The organism is Granulicoccus phenolivorans DSM 17626 = NBRC 107789 = JCM 15570 (assembly GCF_000423085.1).
Classification (GTDB): domain Bacteria; phylum Actinomycetota; class Actinomycetes; order Propionibacteriales; family Propionibacteriaceae; genus Granulicoccus; species Granulicoccus phenolivorans.
In genome coordinates this window covers 49,607-68,621 of record NZ_AUHH01000021.1, presented here as the reverse complement: position 1 = coordinate 68,621, position 19,015 = coordinate 49,607, and the positions used below count along the sequence as shown (strand labels likewise).

Annotated in this window: 18 protein-coding genes and 1 pseudogene; 18 read left to right on the top strand and 1 reads right to left on the bottom strand. The window is 67.9% G+C overall.

Annotated elements, in window-relative coordinates; translation table 11 throughout:
* The 18 genes and pseudogenes from G531_RS21745 to G531_RS0110045 all read left to right on the top strand — a co-directional run.
* The coding region (locus tag G531_RS21745) for an IS3 family transposase (RefSeq protein WP_035758493.1) at positions 1–181 on the top strand (181 nt) is incomplete at its 5' end.
* A gap of 107 nt (positions 182–288) precedes the next feature.
* Positions 289–1,566: pseudogene (locus G531_RS21735) on the top strand (IS3 family transposase).
* A gap of 162 nt (positions 1,567–1,728) precedes the next feature.
* Positions 1,729–2,340: a hypothetical protein gene (locus G531_RS0110125; protein ID WP_145978775.1), complete on the top strand. Its 612-nt coding sequence runs from the start codon at positions 1,729–1,731 to the stop codon at positions 2,338–2,340.
* A complete protein-coding gene (locus G531_RS0110120) occupies positions 2,337–3,812 on the top strand; it encodes a hypothetical protein (RefSeq protein WP_026927176.1) in 1,476 nt (491 codons plus the stop codon). The genes G531_RS0110125 and G531_RS0110120 overlap by 4 nt, the downstream gene beginning before the upstream one ends.
* 713 nt (positions 3,813–4,525) lie before the next feature.
* On the top strand, positions 4,526–6,220 hold the full coding sequence (locus G531_RS0110110) for a class I adenylate-forming enzyme family protein (RefSeq protein ID WP_026927175.1): 1,695 nt from the start codon (positions 4,526–4,528) through the stop codon (positions 6,218–6,220).
* A complete protein-coding gene (locus tag G531_RS0110105; protein ID WP_026927174.1) occupies positions 6,217–7,509 on the top strand; it encodes an aromatic ring-hydroxylating oxygenase subunit alpha in 1,293 nt (430 codons plus the stop codon). The genes G531_RS0110110 and G531_RS0110105 overlap by 4 nt, the downstream gene beginning before the upstream one ends.
* Before the next feature lie 5 nt (positions 7,510–7,514).
* Positions 7,515–8,057: an aromatic-ring-hydroxylating dioxygenase subunit beta gene (locus tag G531_RS0110100; RefSeq protein WP_051215327.1), complete on the top strand. Its 543-nt coding sequence runs from the start codon at positions 7,515–7,517 to the stop codon at positions 8,055–8,057.
* A 9-nt stretch (positions 8,058–8,066) separates the two neighbouring features.
* Complete coding sequence (locus G531_RS0110095; protein ID WP_035758492.1) at positions 8,067–8,294, top strand: hypothetical protein; 228 nt, start codon at positions 8,067–8,069, stop codon at positions 8,292–8,294.
* Positions 8,291–9,640 (top strand): OB-fold domain-containing protein, encoded by a 1,350-nt coding sequence (locus G531_RS0110090; protein ID WP_026927171.1) that lies wholly within the window; start codon positions 8,291–8,293, stop codon positions 9,638–9,640. Before G531_RS0110095 ends, G531_RS0110090 begins: the two co-directional genes overlap by 4 nt.
* On the top strand, positions 9,637–10,824 hold the full coding sequence (locus tag G531_RS0110085) for an acetyl-CoA acetyltransferase (RefSeq protein ID WP_035758491.1): 1,188 nt from the start codon (positions 9,637–9,639) through the stop codon (positions 10,822–10,824). The genes G531_RS0110090 and G531_RS0110085 overlap by 4 nt, the downstream gene beginning before the upstream one ends.
* Positions 10,825–10,844: 20 nt before the next feature.
* A complete protein-coding gene (locus G531_RS0110080) occupies positions 10,845–11,048 on the top strand; it encodes a ferredoxin (protein ID WP_035758490.1) in 204 nt (67 codons plus the stop codon).
* A 4-nt stretch (positions 11,049–11,052) separates the two neighbouring features.
* Positions 11,053–12,288 (top strand): NAD(P)/FAD-dependent oxidoreductase, encoded by a 1,236-nt coding sequence (locus G531_RS0110075; protein ID WP_169515877.1) that lies wholly within the window; start codon positions 11,053–11,055, stop codon positions 12,286–12,288.
* Positions 12,278–12,754 carry a MaoC family dehydratase gene (locus G531_RS0110070; RefSeq protein ID WP_145978776.1) on the top strand — a complete coding sequence of 159 codons (477 nt, stop codon included), beginning with the start codon at positions 12,278–12,280 and terminating at the stop codon, positions 12,752–12,754. The genes G531_RS0110075 and G531_RS0110070 overlap by 11 nt, the downstream gene beginning before the upstream one ends.
* A gap of 40 nt (positions 12,755–12,794) precedes the next feature.
* Positions 12,795–12,944, top strand: coding sequence for a hypothetical protein (locus G531_RS25685; protein ID WP_155827954.1), 150 nt, complete (start codon positions 12,795–12,797; stop codon positions 12,942–12,944).
* A gap of 198 nt (positions 12,945–13,142) precedes the next feature.
* On the top strand, positions 13,143–14,318 hold the full coding sequence (locus G531_RS0110060) for an acyl-CoA dehydrogenase family protein (protein ID WP_035758489.1): 1,176 nt from the start codon (positions 13,143–13,145) through the stop codon (positions 14,316–14,318).
* A gap of 285 nt (positions 14,319–14,603) precedes the next feature.
* The gene (locus tag G531_RS0110055; RefSeq protein WP_026927165.1) at positions 14,604–17,129 is read left to right on the top strand and encodes an alpha/beta hydrolase; all 2,526 of its coding nucleotides are present in this window, start codon (positions 14,604–14,606) and stop codon (positions 17,127–17,129) included.
* 24 nt (positions 17,130–17,153) lie between these two features.
* Positions 17,154–17,528: a hypothetical protein gene (locus tag G531_RS0110050; protein ID WP_026927164.1), complete on the top strand. Its 375-nt coding sequence runs from the start codon at positions 17,154–17,156 to the stop codon at positions 17,526–17,528.
* Positions 17,529–17,586: 58 nt separating this feature from the next.
* Entirely contained in the window at positions 17,587–18,024 is a 438-nt protein-coding gene (locus G531_RS0110045) for a PNPOx family protein (RefSeq protein ID WP_026927163.1), read from the top strand.
* Positions 18,025–18,076: 52 nt separating this feature from the next.
* Here the strand turns inward: G531_RS0110045 and G531_RS0110040 are convergent, their stop codons facing one another.
* Positions 18,077–18,979, bottom strand: coding sequence for a LysR family transcriptional regulator (locus tag G531_RS0110040; protein WP_026927162.1), 903 nt, complete (start codon positions 18,977–18,979; stop codon positions 18,077–18,079).
* Positions 18,980–19,015 lie beyond the last annotated feature (36 nt).

Sequence of the window (19,015 nt, the reverse complement as noted above, 5' to 3'; positions counted from 1 at the left end):
ACCCGCCCGCTCGGGGCCGTGGAAGACCGTCGAGGACCTCGAGCTCGCGACCCTCGGCTGGGTGCACTGGCACAACACGCAACGCCTCCACGGATACCTCGGCGACGTCCCGCCCGCCGAGTTCGAGAACGCGTTCTATGCTGTCCCCAACGACCGCAACCTGCTGGTCGGAATCAAATAGCGCGAGTCTCCATCAGACCCAGGGCGCTTCAAGCGGCGTTCGCCGTATTGAAGCGCCCCGGGTTTGATGCCGTTCCTTTCTGAGTCACAACCAGGAAGGATGGGCTCGTGCCCAAGAAGATCGATCCGGAGCTGAAGGCGCGCGCTGTGCGCTTGGTGTCCGACCACCTCGGGGAGTACCCCTCATTGACCGCGGCCTCGGCCGCGGTTGCCAAACAGTTGGGTGTCGGGGTGAGACCGTGCGTCGCTGGGTGATCCAGGCCCAGGTCGACGAGGGATCCCGCCCGGGGGTCACCACCGAGGAATCCGCCGAGATCAAGCGGCTCAAGGCCGAGAACAAACGACTGCGTGAGGCCAACGAAATCTTGAAGGCGGCCTCAATTTTCTTCGCGGGGGAACTCGACCCCCGCAACCACTGATCGTGGGTTTCGTCGACCAGATGAGGGCGCAGGGGTTTGCCGTCGAGTCGGTCATGGCCGTGCTGCGTGAGCAGGGCGTCCAGATCGCGGCACGCACCTACCGAGCGTGGCGGCAGACGTCACGGCCGGTCGCCCCACGCACGATCACCGACGCGATCGTGACCGACACGATCCGCGACATCGTCTGGACTCTTGACCACGACGGGCGCCGACGGATGCGGCCGGAGGGCTTGTACGGACGACGCAAGATGACCGCCTATGTGCGTCGTCACCACCGGCCCGACGCGTCGTGGGGTGCGGTCGACCGGGCGATGCGGATGCTGGGCCTGTCCGGGGCGCGCAGGGACAAAACACTGCGGACCACGATCCCGGCCAAGGACGGCCGTCGTGCTGGGGACCTGCTCGATCGGGACTTCAGCGCGCCGGCGCCGAACCACACCTGGGTCACCGACTTCACCTACGTCCGGTGCTGGGCCGGGTGGGTCTACGTCGCGTTCATCCTCGACTGCTTCGCCCAGAAGATCGTCGGGTGGCATGCGGCCACCAGCAAGGACGTGCGCTTGGTCGACGTGCCACTGCGCATGGCGTTGTGGGCCCGTGACCGGGAAGGACACCCGGTCGGGACCGGTCTGATCCACCACTTGACGCGGGCTCGCAGTACACATCGGTGCACTTCACCGACCACCTCGCTCTCGAAGGGATCCGTCCTTCGATCGGGTCGGTCGGTGACGCCTATGACAACGCCCTGAGGGAGACGATCAACGGTCTCTACAAGGCCGAATGCATCCGCACAACCGTGTTCCACGAAGGCCCCTACAAGACCTTGGCCGACGTCGAGTACGCCACCGCCGGCTGGGTCGACTGGTACAACAACCGGCGTTTGCACGGCTCGATCGGGATGACCACCCCGGTCGAGTACGAACAGGCCCACTACGCTGCTCTCAACAAGCAGGTTCAAACCACATAGGAGCGGCAGAGAACCTGGGGCGCTTCAATCTGACACCTGCACAACTGTGGGATCCCACGATGGCCCTGATCAACAGTGACGGGAGTCCCACAGGAAGGTGATACCACGCTATGGGATTCACCCCCTCGTGATCGGCGCGCGCGGACCTGTAGGGTCCGGCTTATGGCGAATACACCCCAAAGGGGGGAAGCCCTTCACGACATTGGACGGGAGGGGGCGCGGCGTGCGAAGCAGTGGCTGGAATCCACGTCGCGGGTTGACGCTTGCTGGGTGAACCCGGACAAAGGGGCGGTGCAGAAACTCACATTCGATTGGCCGGAGGGCGGTGAGTCGTTCTCGTTCGACCTTGGAGGCAAGCTCCGGTACGGCCCCATTGACGGTGACCTGTTCTACGCGGAGGTGAAGAAGTACTCGGCGGTGGGCGACTTGAACACCCATTACAAGGCGTTTCTCGCAAAGTGCTACGTCACGTACCAGGCGGTGCCACGTTTCGCTGACCATTTCATGTGGGTGTCGTGGACCCCTCATGGAACGTCGAAGTGGGGGGTCCTGACGAGCGCGGAGATGATCAAAGAAGCGGTCTTGGGTCACGCGGCCAAAATTTTTCAGTCTGGGGCTGACGCCGACCAACTCGTGGATGATGAGGTGTGCAAGGCTGTGTCCGACCGACTGTGGCTCCTGATCCTCAGCGACAAGCAGGAGACGCTCGTGCCAGCCACAGAGCACCTGAACCTCATCCACGCGCACGAACTGACGAAGGCAGCGGGGCTGTGAACTCGCTCGAACAGCGCGTAGAGGACGCTTTACTGGACCGGAACCCGCGCGAGTCGGAGCGCCGGGTGAAGGAGATTGTCGCGGACGCACTAGCTGCTTTCGACGCGTCCGCGACGGTGAAGATCACCTCCTACTTCAACCACACGTTCGCTCCCGACATGGTGCTGCAGTGGGGTCAGGTGGAACGCCCGGTATTCCTGCGATTCACCGACAACCTGCCTGAGCTTGGTGCCGACATTGAGTTGTTGGATCCGAAGGATCCGCTCGTGTTCGGGTTGTCGACGCCTCCTGTTGAGGCTGCGCAAGAGAATCGGTTGGATGAGCGAAGCCGTGACGCTGATGTTTTCCTGACCACACCAACGGCAGTGGAAGAACTGTCCTCGCGTCCTATGCCTACCGCAACCGACAGGATGCTTCGGAACTCCCTCGCGCATGGCGGTCGTGGCGCACTGGTCGTGAAGGATGACGCGGACTGGCTCGCGGACGCCCTGGAGACGGGTTTCGCTGCCGCGTCAACGGGCGAGGTGGACGGAACACGTCAGGCGCTGGCCCTCATCGGGGACTACTTCGCCGAGGGGCAGGCACGTAGGCTTAATCGGGTCGTGCAGGCCGTCTGGGAAGGGGGCGGGGCACGCACCGATCAGTTTCCAGGCGAGCCCGACCTCGCCGCCGAAGTCAGCGACCTCTCCCTCGTATATCTTCTCCAGTACATGGACACGACCGACCTAGTGTTCTGGCGTGGCATCGGGCGAGCCCTCAACCTCGACCAACTCGTTGCCCTCGCCCAGGCTGAAGTGGCTGAGCAGGACAGCTTCCAGCACCTCGTGAATGCCAACCTGGACGTGCTACGCGCCCGAGCATGCATGGTCCTCGACATGAGCTTGTACGACACCAGTGAGCCGCCGGCGCTGCGCTGGTCCGTCGATCTGCCAGTACGGGAAACGCCTCCATCGCTCACCCTGCGCGGACCCGCATTCCAGGCATTCGTTACTCGCGTGAAGAAGGATCTCGAACCCCGCATCCACCCGGATGGACCCACCATCCCCGTGCCCGAATTCGTGGAACGAACCAGCAGCGCGCACGTGGCCACGCTCAACGCCAGCGTTGGCGGTAGCCATATCACTCTCAGCGACGACAGTGGCAGCACCCAAAGGGACTTTGTTCAGGCAGTGACGAGTAGCCTTCCAAACGCACAGGTGGACAAGGCCACCGTCGCCACTCCCAGCGGGCGCGTCACAGTCAACTATCTGGAACGGAGCGGCACAGGAGTCACCCGCAGCGACACGCTGGTTGCTGACCTGATCCTCGCCACCGCTGGCCTTCTGGTCGATTTCACCGTCGAGCAGCGTGATCAGCTCAGCACCTTCCTTGCCATTGACAACCGCCCGCAGTCCGAACGCTCGGACGAGCCTACGCTCGACTTCGACGAGGAGCGCGACGGCAACTCTGAACAGACCGACCGCTCGCGTTGATCATGAGGTCGGCCTGCGCGTCCGGGCATGTCAGGCGGTCGCGAAGGTCAGCCTGCGAGGTCAGTCCTGGTGTACGGCGTTTTGGCCGCAGTCGTTGTGCTGTGCTGTTTGCTCCACTGCCGACGGCTACGGGGCAACGCACTTCACCACCTTCTTCGAGGAGGCATAGGAAGTCGGCACCTAGCTGACCCGGGGTGGCCTGGCCGAATATCCTGACCGTCGGCGTGGTGCAGGGGACATGATCGCACCGTTGTTGGACCTGGTGCGCAGGGGCGGGACAGCCGTCGTCGCAGGAATCTCGCTGGCCAGCCACCAAGGTGGACATGTCGTTGTTCGTGCACGCCATGTATCAGAAGTGACTGCAGGGCAGCCTGTTCGGCGAGTTCAACCCGCGGGCCGACATTCCGCGGCTGCTGCACCTGTACACGTGGGCCAGCTCGATCTGGACGGCATGATCACTCAGCGCTACGACCTGTCCAGGGTCAAACGGCGACGAGGACATGCTCGCCGGCCGGAACATTCGCGGCTCATCGAGCACCAGCACTGAACACCGGCTCTCGGCCCGGTCCGCCCGGCTGCGGGGGACCGGGCCCTGGGTTGCCGTGGGGGCCCTGTCCCGGCGTCGGGGTGAGGGCGCAGACTGGTGCGGACAGACCCTTGGCAGCAACTTTAATTTAGGTTAAATTAAATGAACCGAAGAGAGGACGGACGACATGACCGGCGAGCCCACGCTTGACCAACGACGCGAAGCCCTGCTCACCAGCTATGCCGAGTGGCCGGTGCGGTCCACCGGTGATTGGCTCATCGAAACCGCGAAGCAGTACCCCGACCGCGAGTTCGTGGTCACCGAGGACCGAACGTTGACCTACCGGGAGACCCTCGAGTGGGCCCGGTCGATCGCGAAGGGCCTGATCGCGCTGGGGCTGCGGCCCGGCGAGCACGTCGGCCTGCTGATGGCCAACGAGGTCGAGTTCATCCCGGTGAAGTTCGCCGTCGCCCTGGCCGGCGCCGTCGCGGTGCCGATGAACTTCCTGTACCGCGAGCACGAGTTGGCCTACGTCCTCGAGCAGTCCGAAGTGACCTTCCTGCTCACGATGGACAACTACATCGACCTCGACTACCAGAACCTGCTCGACGCGGTGGCACCGGGCTGGGACACCGGGGCCAAGGCCGCCGACGCGCTCCCCGCGCTGCGCGAGGTCGTGGTGGTGGGCCGGGCGCGTCCGGGCGTACGCGATCTTGCGGCCCTGGAGGAGGCCGGTCGCGACGGCGCCGAGGAGTTCCCCGGCAGCGATCCCACCGCGCTCAGCGACATCCTCTACACCTCGGGCACGACCGGGTCGCCGAAGGGGGTCATGGTGACCCATGACGCGGTGTTCCGCACCGGGTACGCCTCGGCGCTCACCCGCGCGTACGAGGACGGCCGGCGGATCCTGTTCTCGTTGCCGTGCTACCACATGTTCGGCTACATCGAGGGGATCCTGTCCGCGATGATGGTGGGCGGGGCGGTGATCCTGCTGCCGAGGTTCTCCCCGCTGGCCTACCTGCACGGCATTGACCGACACCGGGCCACCGACATCCTGTGCGTGCCGACGATGACCGTGGCCCTGCTCGAAACCCCGGGCCTGGACCGCTACGACCTGTCCAGTCTGCGGGCGATCCTGTCGGGGTCGGCGCCCGGTCCGGCGTGGCTGTGGGATCAGGTGGGAGATCGGCTCGGCGTCACCGAGATCGTCACCGGCTACGGGATGACCGAGTGCGGTGGGGCGATGACCCTGACCCTGCCGGAGGACTCCAGCGAAACCACCGCGACCCGGGTCGGGCGCGTCAAGTTTGCCGGCGCGGCCGGGCTGGCGGGCCCGATGGGTCCGCTGTGTGAATACCGGACGGCCGATCCGGTGACCGGCGAGATCCTGCCCGACGGCGAGGAGGGGGAGCTGATCTCGCGCGGCCCGACCCACATGCTCGGGTACTGGCAGAAGCCGGCCGAGACCGACCTGGCGCTGCGCGACGGCTGGGTGTACTCCGGCGATCTGGGTCGGGTCCATGCCGACGGGTACCTGGAGGTGACCGGGCGGACCAAGGAGCTGTACAAGAGCGGCGGCGAACTGGTCATGCCCAAGGAGATCGAGGAACTGCTCGCCGCGCTGCCCGGGGTCAGTCAGGTGTACGCCATCGGCGTCCCCGACGAGGTGTGGGGGGATGCCGGCTGTGTGTGCATCGTCCGCTCCCCGCAGAGCACCGTCACCGTCGAGGAGATCCTGGCCCACTGCCGCGCCAACCTCGCCCGCTTCAAGGTGCCCAAGCACGTGCTGTTCATGGAGGACGCCGTGCTGCCGCGTACCCCCACCGGCAAGATCCAGAAGTACCTGCTCGTCCAGCAAGCGAAGGAGACCCTGCAGCCATGAGCACCAGTCCCGTCCAGACCGATCCCCGGGCCGCCAGGGCGCCGCGGGTGGACTACCGCGAACTGATTCGCGACACCCAGGTGCACGGCACGCTGTACACCAGCCCCGAGGTGTACGCCGACGAACTCGAGCGCATCTGGTACTCCACCTGGGTCTTCGTCGGGCATGCCAGCGAGGTGCCCGAGCCCAATGACTACGTCCGCAAGAAGCTGGGCCCGCAGGACGTCATCATGACCCGGGACAGTGCCGGGGAGGTGCACCTGCTGCTGAACCGCTGCGCGCATCGGGGGAACCTGGTCTGTGACGACAAGGCCGGCAACTCCACCTCGTTCCGCTGCCCCTACCACGGCTGGACGTACCGGAACAACGGCGACCTGCTCGGCTACCCCTACCCGAACGGCTACGGCGGCAAGAACAAGCTTCAGCTCGGCCTGGGCCGGGTGCCCCGGGTCGCGGAGTACCGGGGCTTCGTGTTCGGCAGCTTCGCCGAGGAGGGACCCAGCCTCGAGGAGCACCTCGGCGCGGCCAAGGGCGAGATCGACCGGCTGGCCCGGCTGTCGCCGACCGGCAAGGTGGAGCTGACCGCCGGCTGGCTGCAACATCGCACCCACGCCAACTGGAAGCTGCTCGCGGAGAACGAGACCGACGGCTACCACCCGCAGTTCGTCCACGGATCGATCTTCTCGGTCACCGGATCGCCGATCGGCGCACTGTACAGCGAGAAGTCCACGGCGGTGACCCGCGCCTTCGGCGGGGGACACAGCGAGAACGACCTGCGTCCGGAGTTCCGCAGGTTCGCCGAACCGATGCGCTGGTTCGGCACCACCGCCGACCGGACGCCGGAGTACGTCGCCGCGATGAAGCAGGCGTACGGCGAGGAAGAGGCGAACCGGATCATGATCGAGGGTGCTCCGCACGTGATGATCTTCCCGAACCTGTTCATCGCCGAGATCCAGGTGTTCAACATTCAGCCGGTCGGGCCGGGGGAGTGCGTGCAGTATTCCACCGCGGTGCAGCTGGAGGGCGCGCCCGAGCTGAACCAGCGGATGGTCTCGCAGTCGATCGGTTCGGTCGGCCCGGCCGGGATGCTGTTGGCCGATGACACCGAGATGTACGAGCGCAACCAGCGCGGTGCCGAACTGCTGGAGCCGCAGTGGCTGGAGGTCAGCCGGGGCGTGCTGCGCGAGACGACCGAGGAGAACGGCGCGGTCGTCGCCGGGGCCACCGACGAGAACGCCATGCGCGCCTTCTGGCGCCATTACAAGAACCTGATGCTGGAAGGACGGTAACTGCGATGACGTTGTCATTCCCGGAGGGCGATCCGGTCCCGGTGGAGGACCACCCCATCCCGGCGCGCGATCTGCGTGACTACGAACAGTTCATCTACCGCGAAGCCCGGTACGCCGACGAACACGACTACGACGCCTGGGAGGCGTTGTGGACCGACGATGCCCTGTATTGGGTGCCGGTGGCGGTCTCGCACCAGTCCCCGCGCACGAAGGTGTCGGTGATGTACGACAACCGGAACCGGATCCGGACCCGGCTGACCCAGTTGCGCACCGGCAAGCGGTACGCCCAGGCGCCGGCGTCGAATCTGCGGCGGGTGGTGTCCAACATCGAGATCGAGGGCACCGTGGAGAGCGAGTCGGGGCACGTGGACACCGTCCTGGGCGCGAACTTCATCCTGTTCGAGTCGAAGGAGGGCCGCAACGAGATCTGGGGCGGTCGGGTCACCTACCAGGTGCGCGACGTGCACGGCGAACTGAAGCTGGTCCGCAAGACCGTCAACCTGGCCAACCAGGCCGAGGCCCTGCCCAACATGGGCTTCCTGATCTGAGGCCGACAGATGACGCTCCACCAACCCACCATTCTCGAGAGCGAGTTCGCCTCGATCCGGGTCGAGGTCGACCACCGGGCGAACGGACCGCGGCTGCGGCTCACCGATCTGCGCAGCGGCCGGGTCGCCTACCTCGATCCGCTGCAATTGGAGACAGTGCTGTGGTTCAGCGACGAGCTGTGGAACCGGCTGCTGGATCCCGGCAGCGACCGGTGGCGAGAGCCGGTGGAATCATGACCAATCCTCGTGGCGCCCGAGGGGGAATCACCGGGTGGGGCAGCTACCTGCCGGCGTACCGGCTGGACCGGGCCGCGATCGCCGGCGGGGCCGGACGCGGGGCACGGGTGGTGGCGTCCTACGACGAGGACCCGACCACGATGGCGGTCGCCGCGCTGCGGGAGATGGCGGCGCCCGGCCCCGACCAGTTCCTGCTCGCCAGTTGCCGACCGGCGTACGTCGACAAGACCAACGCCACCGCGGTCCACGCGGCGATGGGCTGGGATCCGCACTGCCTCTCGGTCGATCTGGGCGCGAACCAGCGCAGCGCGGCAGCGGCACTGCTCGCCGGTCACCGCACCGGCGGCACGGTGGCGCTGGCGGATGTGACCTGGGGGCGACCGGGGTCAACTGATGAGGCGCACGGTGGTGACGGGGCAGCGGTGTTCAGCTTCGGTACCGAGGACGTGCTGGCCGTCGTCGAGGCCACGATCAGTCTCACCGAGGAGTTCACCGACCGCTGGGCGGTGCCGGGGGAGTATGCGCAGCAGTGGGAGGAACGCTTCGGTGTCGGCCGCTATCAGGACCTGATCCGGCGGGCCACCGCCCAGCTCGGGGCCGAGACGCCGGACCGGGTCGTGTTCGCCTCGGCCAACCCCACCCTCGGGCGGCGTGGCCCCGGGATCACCGGGCGGCTGGGCACCCATCTGTCCCCGATCGGGGCGGCCGGGACCGCCGGGTTGGGGCTGGCCCTGGCCGACGCGCTGGATCAGGCGGGACCGGGGGAGACGCTGCTGGTGCTCTCGGCCGCCGACGGCTGCGACGCGCTGCTGCTGCGTACCACCGACCTGATCGCTACCCACCGGCGCCCGTTGGCGGTGGCCGCCCAGCTGGCCGCCGGCCGCCCGGTCAGCTACTACTGGTACCTGTCCTGGCGCGGGGTGATCCAGCCGGAGCCACCGCGGCGACCGGAGCCGGATCGGGTGTCCAGCCCGTCGGCCGGCCGCAGCGTGGCCTGGAAATTCGGTCTGCAGGGGAGCCGGTGCGAGGCCTGCGGGATGCTGCATCTGCCCCCGGAACGGGTCTGCAAGAACTGCGGCGCGATCGACCGGATGCGACCGGAATCGGTCGCGGATCGGCAAGGCACGGTGGCGACGTTCACCGTCGATCGGCTGGCGTACTCACCCTCCCCGCCGCTGATCGAGGCGGTGGTCGACCTGGTCGACGGCGGTCGGCTGCTGGTCGAACTCGCCGACGTGGCGCCGGAGGAGATCCACGTCGGGCTGACGGTGGAGTTCACCTTCCGCAAGCTGTTCAGCACCGGGAGCATCCACAACTATTTCTGGAAAGTGAGGCCGCTGCGATGACCGGGATCAAGGACAAGGTGGCCGTGGTGGCGATGGGGTGCACCCGGTTCGGCGAGCGCTGGGACGCCGGCCTGAAGGACCTCGCGGTGGATGCGGTCGACGAGCTGCTCGGGCAGGTCCCCGGCGTCGGCCTCAACGACGTCGGCGCGTACTGGTTCAGCACCCTGGACTCCGGGCAGAGCGGGATGACCCTGACCAACGCGCTGGGCCTGCAGTACCGGCCGGTCACCCGGGTGGAGAACTACTGCGCCTCGGGCACCGAGGCCTTCCGCAACGCGGTGTACGCCGTGGCCGCCGGGGCGGTCGATTCGGCCATGGCGGTCGGCATCGAGAAGCTGAAGGACTCCGGGTTCTCCGGGCTGATGCGCAATGATCCGCCCGCTGACGGCACCGCGGCGGAGCTGTCGATGACCGCGCCCGCGGCCTTCTCCCTGCTCGATCCGGCGTACGTGGCCCGCCACGGCGTCAGCGCCGACGATTTCCGCGACGCGATGACGCATGTGGCGTGGAAGAACCATGCCAACGGGGCGCTGAACCCCAAGGCCCAGTACCGGTCCCCGGTGAGCAAGGAGAAGATCGCCTCGGCGCCGCTGGTGGCCGGCCGGCTGGGCGTCTTCGACTGCTCCGGGGTGTCGGACGGGGCCGCGGCCGCGTTGATCGTGCCGGCCGACCGGGCGAACGCGTACACCGACCGGCCGATGTTCGTGAAGGCGCTGTCGGTGGTGGCCGGCAGCGGGCGCGGGGTGATGGACCCGGACTACGACTACACGACCTTCCCCGAGGTCGTGCACGCCGCGGCCGCGCTCTACCGCGAGGCGGGCATCACCGACCCGGCCAACGAGCTGTCCCTGGCCGAGGTGCACGACTGCTTCACCCCCACCGAGATCGTGCTGATGGAGGACCTCGGCTTCTCCGCGCGCGGCCGGGGGTGGCGCGATGTGCTGGCCGGTCGGTACGACCGGGCCGGGCATTTGCCGGTCAACATCGACGGTGGCCTGAAATCGTTCGGGCACCCCGTCGGGGCCAGCGGCCTGCGGATGTTGTACGAGGCCTGGCTGCAGTTCCGCGGCGAGGCCGGCGAGCGCCAGCTCGAGGATCCCCGACTGGCGCTGACCCACAACCTCGGCGGACGCCCGGGCAACTGCGTGTCCGCCATGACCATCGTCGGCCGCGGGCGCGGCTGACCGGAGTGAAGGAGAACACCATGGCCAAGAAGATCGTGCTCGATCAGGCGAAGTGCACCGGGCTCGGCATTTGCGAGTCCCTCAGTCCCGCCTATTTCGAGGTGAATGAGGACGGGGACATGGTCCAACTGCTGCAGATCGAGGTGGCAGAGGGAGACCTCCAGGAGGTCCAGGAGGCCTGCGACGGATGCCCCAACGAGGCCATCCGGCTGGAAGAAGTGTGACCTGGTGAAGCGACTTGTTGTGGTCGGCGCCTCCCTGGCCGGCCTGCGGGCGGTGGAGGCCGCCCGGAAGCAGGGGTGCACCGGCGAATTGGTGCTCATTGGTGATGAAGCCCATCTGCCGTACGATCGCCCGCCGCTGTCGAAGGGGTATCTGAACCGCACCCAGGAGTCGGTCGTCTTTCGGACCGAGGAGGTGCTCCGCGACGAACTCAAGGTCGACCTGCGCCTGGGGGTGGCGGCGACCGGGCTCGATCCGATCGCCCGGGTGGTGCAGACCAGTGCCGGGCCGGTTGCGTACGACGCGTTGATCATCGCCACCGGAGCGCGGGCCCGGATGTTGCCCGGGGTGCCGGCGGGGCTGCGGGGCGTACATCTGCTGCGGACGCTGGACGACGCCGACGCGGTACGCGCCGGGTTGGACGCCGGGGCCCGGGTGGTCGTCATCGGGGCCGGCTTCATCGGCTCGGAGATTGCCGCCGCGGCCGTCACCCGGGGGCTGAATCCCACGCTGGTCGAGGCGCTGCCGACGCCATTGGTGCGTGCGGTGGGGCAGGAGGTCGGGGAGCAACTGGCCACCCTGCACCGGCGCAAGGGGCTCGATCTGCGCACCGGAGTCGGCGTCGCGGCGATCGAAGGGGAGGGGTCTCAGGTCGCCCGCGTACGGCTGAGCGACGGGACGGTGCTGGCCGCCGACCTCGTCGTGCTCGGGATCGGGGCCATCCCGAACACCGAATGGCTCCAAGATTCCGGGCTGACGCTCGACAACGGGGTGGTCTGCGACGCGACGATGCGGGCGGCCGATGGGGTGTACGCCGCCGGCGACGTAGTCCGTTGGGAGAACGGCCTGTTCGCGCAGAGCATGCGGCTGGAGCACTGGACCAGTGCCGCCGAGCAGGCCGCGACCGCGGTACGCAATGCGCTGTCCCCCGACAGCCCCAGGGCCTACGAGACGGTGCCCTACTTCTGGTCGGACTGGTACGACGTCCGGGTCCAGTTCGTCGGCGTCCCGGAGGCGGACGAAACCCTCGTGGTCGAGGGCGACCTGGCCACCGGGGACCGGCTCACCGTGCTCTATCGGCTGGGTGACCGGCTGAACGGGGTGCTCACGGTCAACGGTCAGGCCGACATCATGAAGTACCGGCGGATGATCGGTCAGCGCGCCACCTGGGCGCAGGGCCTCGAGTTCGCTGCCGAGCGACGCGCGATGCGGGAAGCGAAGGCCGTCGCCCATGCCCAATGAGGTTGGGGAACCGTTGCGTGTGTTTGCCGGCGCGGACGCGATCGCCGCGGCGGTCGGGGAGACCATCGGGCCGGGTGAATGGATCGAGGTGGGTCAGGATCGGATCGACACCTTTGCCGAGGCAACCGGCGATCATCAGTGGATCCACGTCGATCCGGTCCGTGCGGGCGACGGCCCGTACGGTGGCACGATCGCCCACGGCTTCCTGACCCTGGCGATGCTGCCGGTGCTGAACGCCGGGCTGTTCCGGGTCGATGACGTATCGATGCGGGTCAACTACGGCTTGGACCGGGTGCGCTTCCCCCAGCCCGTGCGGTCGGGGAGTCGGGTACGCGGCTGGTGTCTGGTGGTGAGCGCCAGTGCGATCCCCGGTGGGCAGCAGGTGGTGGTCCGGACCACCGTGGAGATCGAGGGAGCGGCCAAACCCGCCTGCATCGCCGACTACGTGGTTCGATACCTCGCGTGAGTGCGCAGGACGCCGAAAGGGGAATCCCATGGATCTGAGGATGGCTGGGAACGTTTCCGGTTCGGCCCCGGACGGTGATGCCGCTGAACGTGGCTGTGGGCCGTGGGATGAGGCCGCGGGGGTGGTCCGGGAGCTGTCGGAGATGCTCATGTGGATGTCCCCCGATGACATTGATCGGGATGCCCGGTGACACGTCGTGCTCCCGGGGGCGGGTCTTGGTGGGGCAACTGAAGCAGGACTGACTGTTCCGCAGGAACCTTGGTGATCTGAACAACGCAAAACTTAATCGAACATAGATTAATTTTGGCAAAGACATTGGGCCGAAGCGACGGGAACGCGCGCCGGCATCACCGCAGATTTCACTGGACCCCTGATGAGAGAGGCAACAATGACAGTTTCGACGTCGACCCCCGCCGTGTTGAGCGAAGAGGACGAGCGCGACCTGAGGCGCGTGGTGCGTTCGATCGCCGATTCCTTCGGCCATGACTACTTCACCCGCACGGCGCTGGCCGACCAGCCCGCGACCGAGCTGTGGAACGCGCTGGCCGAGGGTGGGTTTGTCGGCGCCAATATCCCGGAGGAGTACGGCGGCGCCGGGCTGGGGCTGTCCGCCCTGGCGGTGATCACCGAGGAGATCGCCGCCGCCGGTTGCCCCCTGATCATGCTGATCATTTCGCCGGCCATCGTGGGCAGCGTCCTCGCGCGGCACGGCACCGACGAGCAGAAGAACCAGTGGCTGACCCAGATCGGCACCGGCGCGGGCAAGCTGTCCTTCGCGATCACCGAACCCGACGCCGGGCTGAACTCGCACAACATCGCCACGAATGCTCGCCGGGAGGGCGACAACTACATCCTGAACGGGCAGAAGGTGTTCATCTCCTGCCTCGATGAGGCCGAAGCCGTCCTCGTGGTGGCGCGGACCGGCACCAACGCCGACACCGGGCGAGCGCAACTCTCGCTGTTCATTGTGGACGCCGACGCCCCGGGCCTGACCATGCAGAAGATGCCGATGGTGCTGGAGACCCCGGACTCGCAGTTCACGGTGTACTTCGACAACGTCGTCGTGCCGGCCGACCGACTGGTGGGGACCGAGGGCAAGGGCCTGCGTGCGGTGTTCGACGGACTCAACCCGGAGCGCGTCATCATCGCCGCCACCTGCACCGGCATGGCCCGCTACGCGATGGAGAAGGGGGTCGCCTACGCCAAGGAGCGTGAGGTGTGGGGCGTACCGATCGGGGCCCATCAGGGTCTCGCGCACCCGCTGGCCGAGGCGGCCATTCATCTCGAGGCAGCGCGGCTGATGATCCGGACCGCGGCCGCCCGCTACGACGCCGGTCAGGACGCCGGCGAGGCGTCCAACATGGCGAAGTTCCTGGCCGCCGACGCGGGCATCGAATGCCTGGACCAGGCCATGGAGGTGCACGGCGGCAGCGCCTTTACCCGGGAGATCGGCCTGGGGGACATGCTCACGCTGGCGCGACTGTTCAAGAACGTGCCGATCAGCCGGGAGATGGTGCTGAACTACGTGAGCGAGCACACGCTGGGCCTGCCCAAATCGTACTGAGGAACCCCCGGTGCACGAGGGGCGGCAACGGCAGGGGTCATCGCACGATCGTGGTCCGATCCTGACGCCAGTCGACGTCGGAGGGCGCCAGCGGGCCGAATCCGGGGGACTGGAGGCAGGATCGGGACAGGCTTGCGTCCGGCGTGACGGCGATCGTGATGCCGGTCCCGGGCTCGTTCCGGTCTTCGTGTGTCGGTGAAGCACGGGACTGTCGGCCGGGGAGCGCCGGGGTTAGCGTAAAAGCGGCCACGAGTTCTGCGCGACCCTTGGGCGAAGGAGGCAGTCGTGGACGACACCGTTGTCCGGACCGACGAGTTGGGTCTGAAGCCTGATCGCGAGTTGCTGTCGCCCCCATGGATCGCGGGTCCGTTGTATCAGTGCGCGACTGCGGTCACGGTGTGGGGCTTCGTGCCGCACGCGAGTCTCGAGGTCGAGGTGGACGGCGCGGTCGTCGCCAGCGTGACCGCGGGATTTCCCGAACCGGTGGGGCAGCGAGTCCCGCTCCCGGCCCCGCTGGTCGCCGGCCAGCAGGTGCGCGCCCGGCAGCACCGGGGTGGGCTGACCAGTGCTTGGTCGGCCGTCCTCGAGGTGCGTGACCACACGGTCGACTATCCGGCCGGACCGCCGCGGCCGCAGATCAACCCGGCGCCAGTGTGGACCTGCGGGTCGCGCACCGGGGTCGGCAACCTGCTCGGCGGCGCGAATGTGTGGATCACCGCCGACGGGGCCGAGGTCGGCCGGGTCAACGGGTGCAGTCAGCAGCAGGGGGTGAACGTCACCCCGTTCTACAGCCTCGGGCAGCAGGTCCGTGCGCACACCGACCTGTGCCGGGACGAGGCGCCCCCGTCGGTCCAGTACACCGTCGCGCCCGGTCCGAACCCGTTGCCGGCACCGGTGTTCGACGCCATGTTCGATGGCCAGGAGCAGATCCGGATCAGCCAGATCGCCAACGGGGCCCGGGTCACGGTGGCCCGGGGCGGGTCCGCGCTGGGCACGTTCCGGTGCTGGGGCGGGGCGCTGCTGCTCGGGGTGTCGCCGGTCAGCACGGGGGAGAGTTTCAGCGCGACCCAGGAACTGTGCGCGAGCGATCCATCCAGCCCACCCGGGACCGGCAGCGTGCAGCCGTGCGCGGCCCTGCCGGCGCCGGCCGTGGGGCCGGTGCAGGCCGGGGACACCTCGATCACCATCACAGCGGCGGTGCCCGGCGCCATGATCCGGGTCTGGCGCAACTTCGCGCAGGTGGGGACCGGCACCGCACCGATCGTGTTCCTGACCCACGCCCTGGTGGCCGGCGACACCGTCCATGTGACCCAGTCGCTCACCAGCTGTCCGGCGTCGGTTGCTCGGCAGCTCACCGTCGCCTGTGTCGACCCGCCGGTGAGCGGGGACCCGTCGGCCCTCGACCTGTTCCCGGTCGGCTTCACCGAGTACGCCGCCGGCCCGGTCCGCGGCAGCGTGTATTACCCGGCCGTCGACGACGGCAAGGACATGGCCTTCAACCAGCGGCTGGCCGCGCTCGGACGGGTTCCGCTGGTGGTGCTGGCGCACGGCAACCATTCCCCGGCGGACCCGAGCTACCGGGGCTACGACTACTTTCAGACCGCCCTGGCCAAGATGGGCATCGTTGCGGTATCGGTCGACTGCAACGCGTTGAACGGCTCCGGTGCCGGCGTGGGCAACATTGAGGCGCGCGCCGACCTGATCATCGACTCGATCAGGCACTTCCAGGCACTGGATGCCACCCCGGGCTCGCTGTTCGAGGGCCGGCTCGATTTCGGCCGGGTCGGACTGATGGGGCACTCCCGCGGCGGGGACGCGGTGGTCACCGTGCCCGAGGTGATGGGGTCGATCGGCGTCACGATCCGGTCGGTGCTGGCGCTCGCGCCGACCAACTTCCGCTATTGGGCGGGCCAGTCGACGATCGCGCCGAAAGGTTACGTGTTCGCGACCATCCTGCCGGCCGCCGACGGTGACGTCCGCGACAACAACGGTGCGCAGTTCTTCGATCAGTCCGTGCCGGGACCATTCACCTCGCAGATCTACGTGCACAGCGCGAACCACAACTTCTTCAACCGACAGTGGCTGGCCAACGACGGGGTCACGCCGGTGTTCGCCCGCGGCACCCACGAACGGATCCTCGAAGTCTACGGGTGTGCCCTGTTCCGCGGCACCCTGCTGGGGGACGGGTCGGCGGACTACCTGCTCGGAACGGTGAAACCGGCCGGGGTGCCGACGCCGGCCATCGATCTGGCGTACCGGATCGAGAAGGCCGAGACGGTCGACAACCACGACGACAACAACACGATCGCGGTCAATTCCCTGGGGCGACCCACCACGACCAGTGGCGGGCTGTTCGCCGATGAGTTCCCGTTCGACCAGGTCTCGGGCGCGTTCAACCACAGCTTCTTCGGGCTCACGGTCGGCATGGTGCTCTTCGCCCGGGAGAAGGGTGCCGGTGACTTCCGCTCGGAGACCGGCAGCGTCGACCTGCGCCACCAAGAGGTGTGGCTGCGCGTGGCCGAAGTGGTCGACACCACGATCGCGGGCACGGGGGTCAGCTTCGACCTGGGTCTCGAGGACGCCGCGGGCCGGATCGGCTGGATCGGCTCCGCTGCCGTGGGCGGGGTCCCGCGCCCGTTCGCGCGGCCCGGGCAGTCCAAGACGATGCTGTCGACCCTGCGGTTCAATCCCCACTGCATCGGCCGCCGGGCCGAGTTGGACCTGCGGGAGATCGTGGCCATCCACCTGCGCCCGACCACCGGCGATGCGCGTCCATTCGCGTTCGACGACCTGCAACTGGTGCCGGTGTGATCCACTCGCTGAGGAGGTTCGAAAATGACCAGTGACCCCGGAGCCCGGGAGCGCCGTCGAAAGCCCCACCATGCCCTGCCCCGCGTCGTGTCGGTGCAGCAGCGCCCGGCCCGGTTCGACCCACCGAAACGACGCAACTTCGATTCCAGGCTGCCCGCGCTGGAGTCGACGGTCGAGTTCCTCGTCGAGACCGAAGCGCCGATCCCGGTCCGGGCGCTCGCACCGGTCATCTACGTGGGCGAGACCCCGGTGACCGAGGTCGTCGTGGACGATGACACCCACTACCGCTTCCTCGCCCTGCGTCCCGACGACCTCCGGGAGGGCGACCCGGTAACCCTGGGCTGGAGTGGAGCTCCGGCCGAGGAGCGGGTCGACACCGGTACGCGGTACCAGCGCTGACTCCGGAGCCCCCACCCGGGACCGCTGGATGAGGAGCGCCGGGCCTAGGGTCGATCACATGCGACTGACCGATGCTGCGGCCCGCGCGCGACTGGGGCACCGGACCCATGGCGTCCTGTGCACGGTCCACCCGACCAGGGGGCCCCAACCCGTCCCCGTCATGTACGCCCTCGCCGGTCCGGACCATGGCGCCGGTCCGGACCACGTCGGCATCCCGGTCGACCTGGTCAAGCCCAAATCGGGGACCCGACTCCAGCGCGAACGCAACCTCGAGGCCGACCCGCGCGGCTCGTTACTCGTGGAGCACTGGGATCCCGAGGACTGGTCTGGGCTGTGGTGGGTCCGCGCCGAACTGCGGCACCTGCCGAGCCCGCCGCCCGCACTAGTGTCAGCCCTGGCGGACCAGCTGGCCCGCACCGTCCCGCACTATGCCGACCGGCCCTTCGATCACCTGCTCGTCCTGCGCGTCGAAGCGGTCACCGGCTGGTCGGCATAACCTCACAAGCCCGGTCGACCAGGGGCATAACAGCCGTGAATGTCCCCGTTCGTCAGTGACTGAGCTGGCCGAGCCGATCGGTCAGCGCGGCGAGGTCGTCGGCGATCGGCGAGTTCGGGTCCCAGACGGCCTCGTAGAAGATCTCCAGCAGGTTCCCCTCGGCGTCGAGCACCTCGCGGTACGGGCCCGCCGGGTCGGCGAGCTTGGATTTGGGCAGCATCGCCGAGCCGAGTCCGAGGTGGGACCACTCCTCGAGCACGCGGTAACTGCCCGCCTCGCCCGGGTATGCCCGCACGGCCAGGTGATGCTCTTCGATCAGGCTGTTGGTGAAGGTGGTCAGGCCGCACGTGTCGGGCAGCAGGATCAGTTCCCGACCGGTGAGGTCGGCCAGGCGTACGGGGCCTTCGCCGGGGAGCGGCTCGACCAGAACGACGGGTTCGGAATCGATCACCCGGTGCTCGTAGCGGGGCATCGGCTCGACCGAGGGAACCACGATGATGTCCAGATCACCGTCGACCAGGGCCTCGCGCAACTCCCGCATGTTCGCCTCACTCAGCACCAGTTGACGCCGCGCGTCCGGCCCGGGCAGGTCGCGCACGGCCCGATAGGCGCTGGCGACCAGCGTCGGGTCGATCAGCGGCGAGACCCCGACGCGTACGGTCTCCGGCTTCGGCGCGATCAATCGGGTAGCTTCGGCGCGCACGTCGTCGAGGGCAGTCAGGGCCCGCTCGATCCGCGGCAACATGGCCGCGCCGAACCCGGTCGGGGTCACCCCGCGCGGGGAACGGTCGAACAGCTTCGCCCCGAGGGTAGCCTCGAGCTTGGCGATGCCGTTCGACAGGGCCGGTTGGGTGACCCCATAGGCTCTCGCCGCGGCGCTGAACGAGCCCGTCTCGGCCACCGCCCGCGCATAGCGCATGCCCTCGGTACTCATCCGGTCGGTCCGTTCAGCCATACAGGCATGTTATCGCCGTATTCCCAGTTATCGGCT

Coding starts and splice junctions, on each gene's coding strand:
- G531_RS0110125 (WP_145978775.1), top strand. CDS start 1,729: ATGGCGAATACACCCCAAAGGGGGGAAGCCCTTCACGACATTGGACGG.
- G531_RS0110110 (WP_026927175.1), top strand. CDS start 4,526: ATGACCGGCGAGCCCACGCTTGACCAACGACGCGAAGCCCTGCTCACC.
- G531_RS0110105 (WP_026927174.1), top strand. CDS start 6,217: ATGAGCACCAGTCCCGTCCAGACCGATCCCCGGGCCGCCAGGGCGCCG.
- G531_RS0110100 (WP_051215327.1), top strand. CDS start 7,515: ATGACGTTGTCATTCCCGGAGGGCGATCCGGTCCCGGTGGAGGACCAC.
- G531_RS0110095 (WP_035758492.1), top strand. CDS start 8,067: ATGACGCTCCACCAACCCACCATTCTCGAGAGCGAGTTCGCCTCGATC.
- G531_RS0110090 (WP_026927171.1), top strand. CDS start 8,291: ATGACCAATCCTCGTGGCGCCCGAGGGGGAATCACCGGGTGGGGCAGC.
- G531_RS0110085 (WP_035758491.1), top strand. CDS start 9,637: ATGACCGGGATCAAGGACAAGGTGGCCGTGGTGGCGATGGGGTGCACC.
- G531_RS0110080 (WP_035758490.1), top strand. CDS start 10,845: ATGGCCAAGAAGATCGTGCTCGATCAGGCGAAGTGCACCGGGCTCGGC.
- G531_RS0110070 (WP_145978776.1), top strand. CDS start 12,278: ATGCCCAATGAGGTTGGGGAACCGTTGCGTGTGTTTGCCGGCGCGGAC.
- G531_RS25685 (WP_155827954.1), top strand. CDS start 12,795: ATGGCTGGGAACGTTTCCGGTTCGGCCCCGGACGGTGATGCCGCTGAA.
- G531_RS0110060 (WP_035758489.1), top strand. CDS start 13,143: ATGACAGTTTCGACGTCGACCCCCGCCGTGTTGAGCGAAGAGGACGAG.
- G531_RS0110050 (WP_026927164.1), top strand. CDS start 17,154: ATGACCAGTGACCCCGGAGCCCGGGAGCGCCGTCGAAAGCCCCACCAT.
- G531_RS0110045 (WP_026927163.1), top strand. CDS start 17,587: ATGCGACTGACCGATGCTGCGGCCCGCGCGCGACTGGGGCACCGGACC.
- G531_RS0110040 (WP_026927162.1), bottom strand. CDS start 18,979: ATGGCTGAACGGACCGACCGGATGAGTACCGAGGGCATGCGCTATGCG.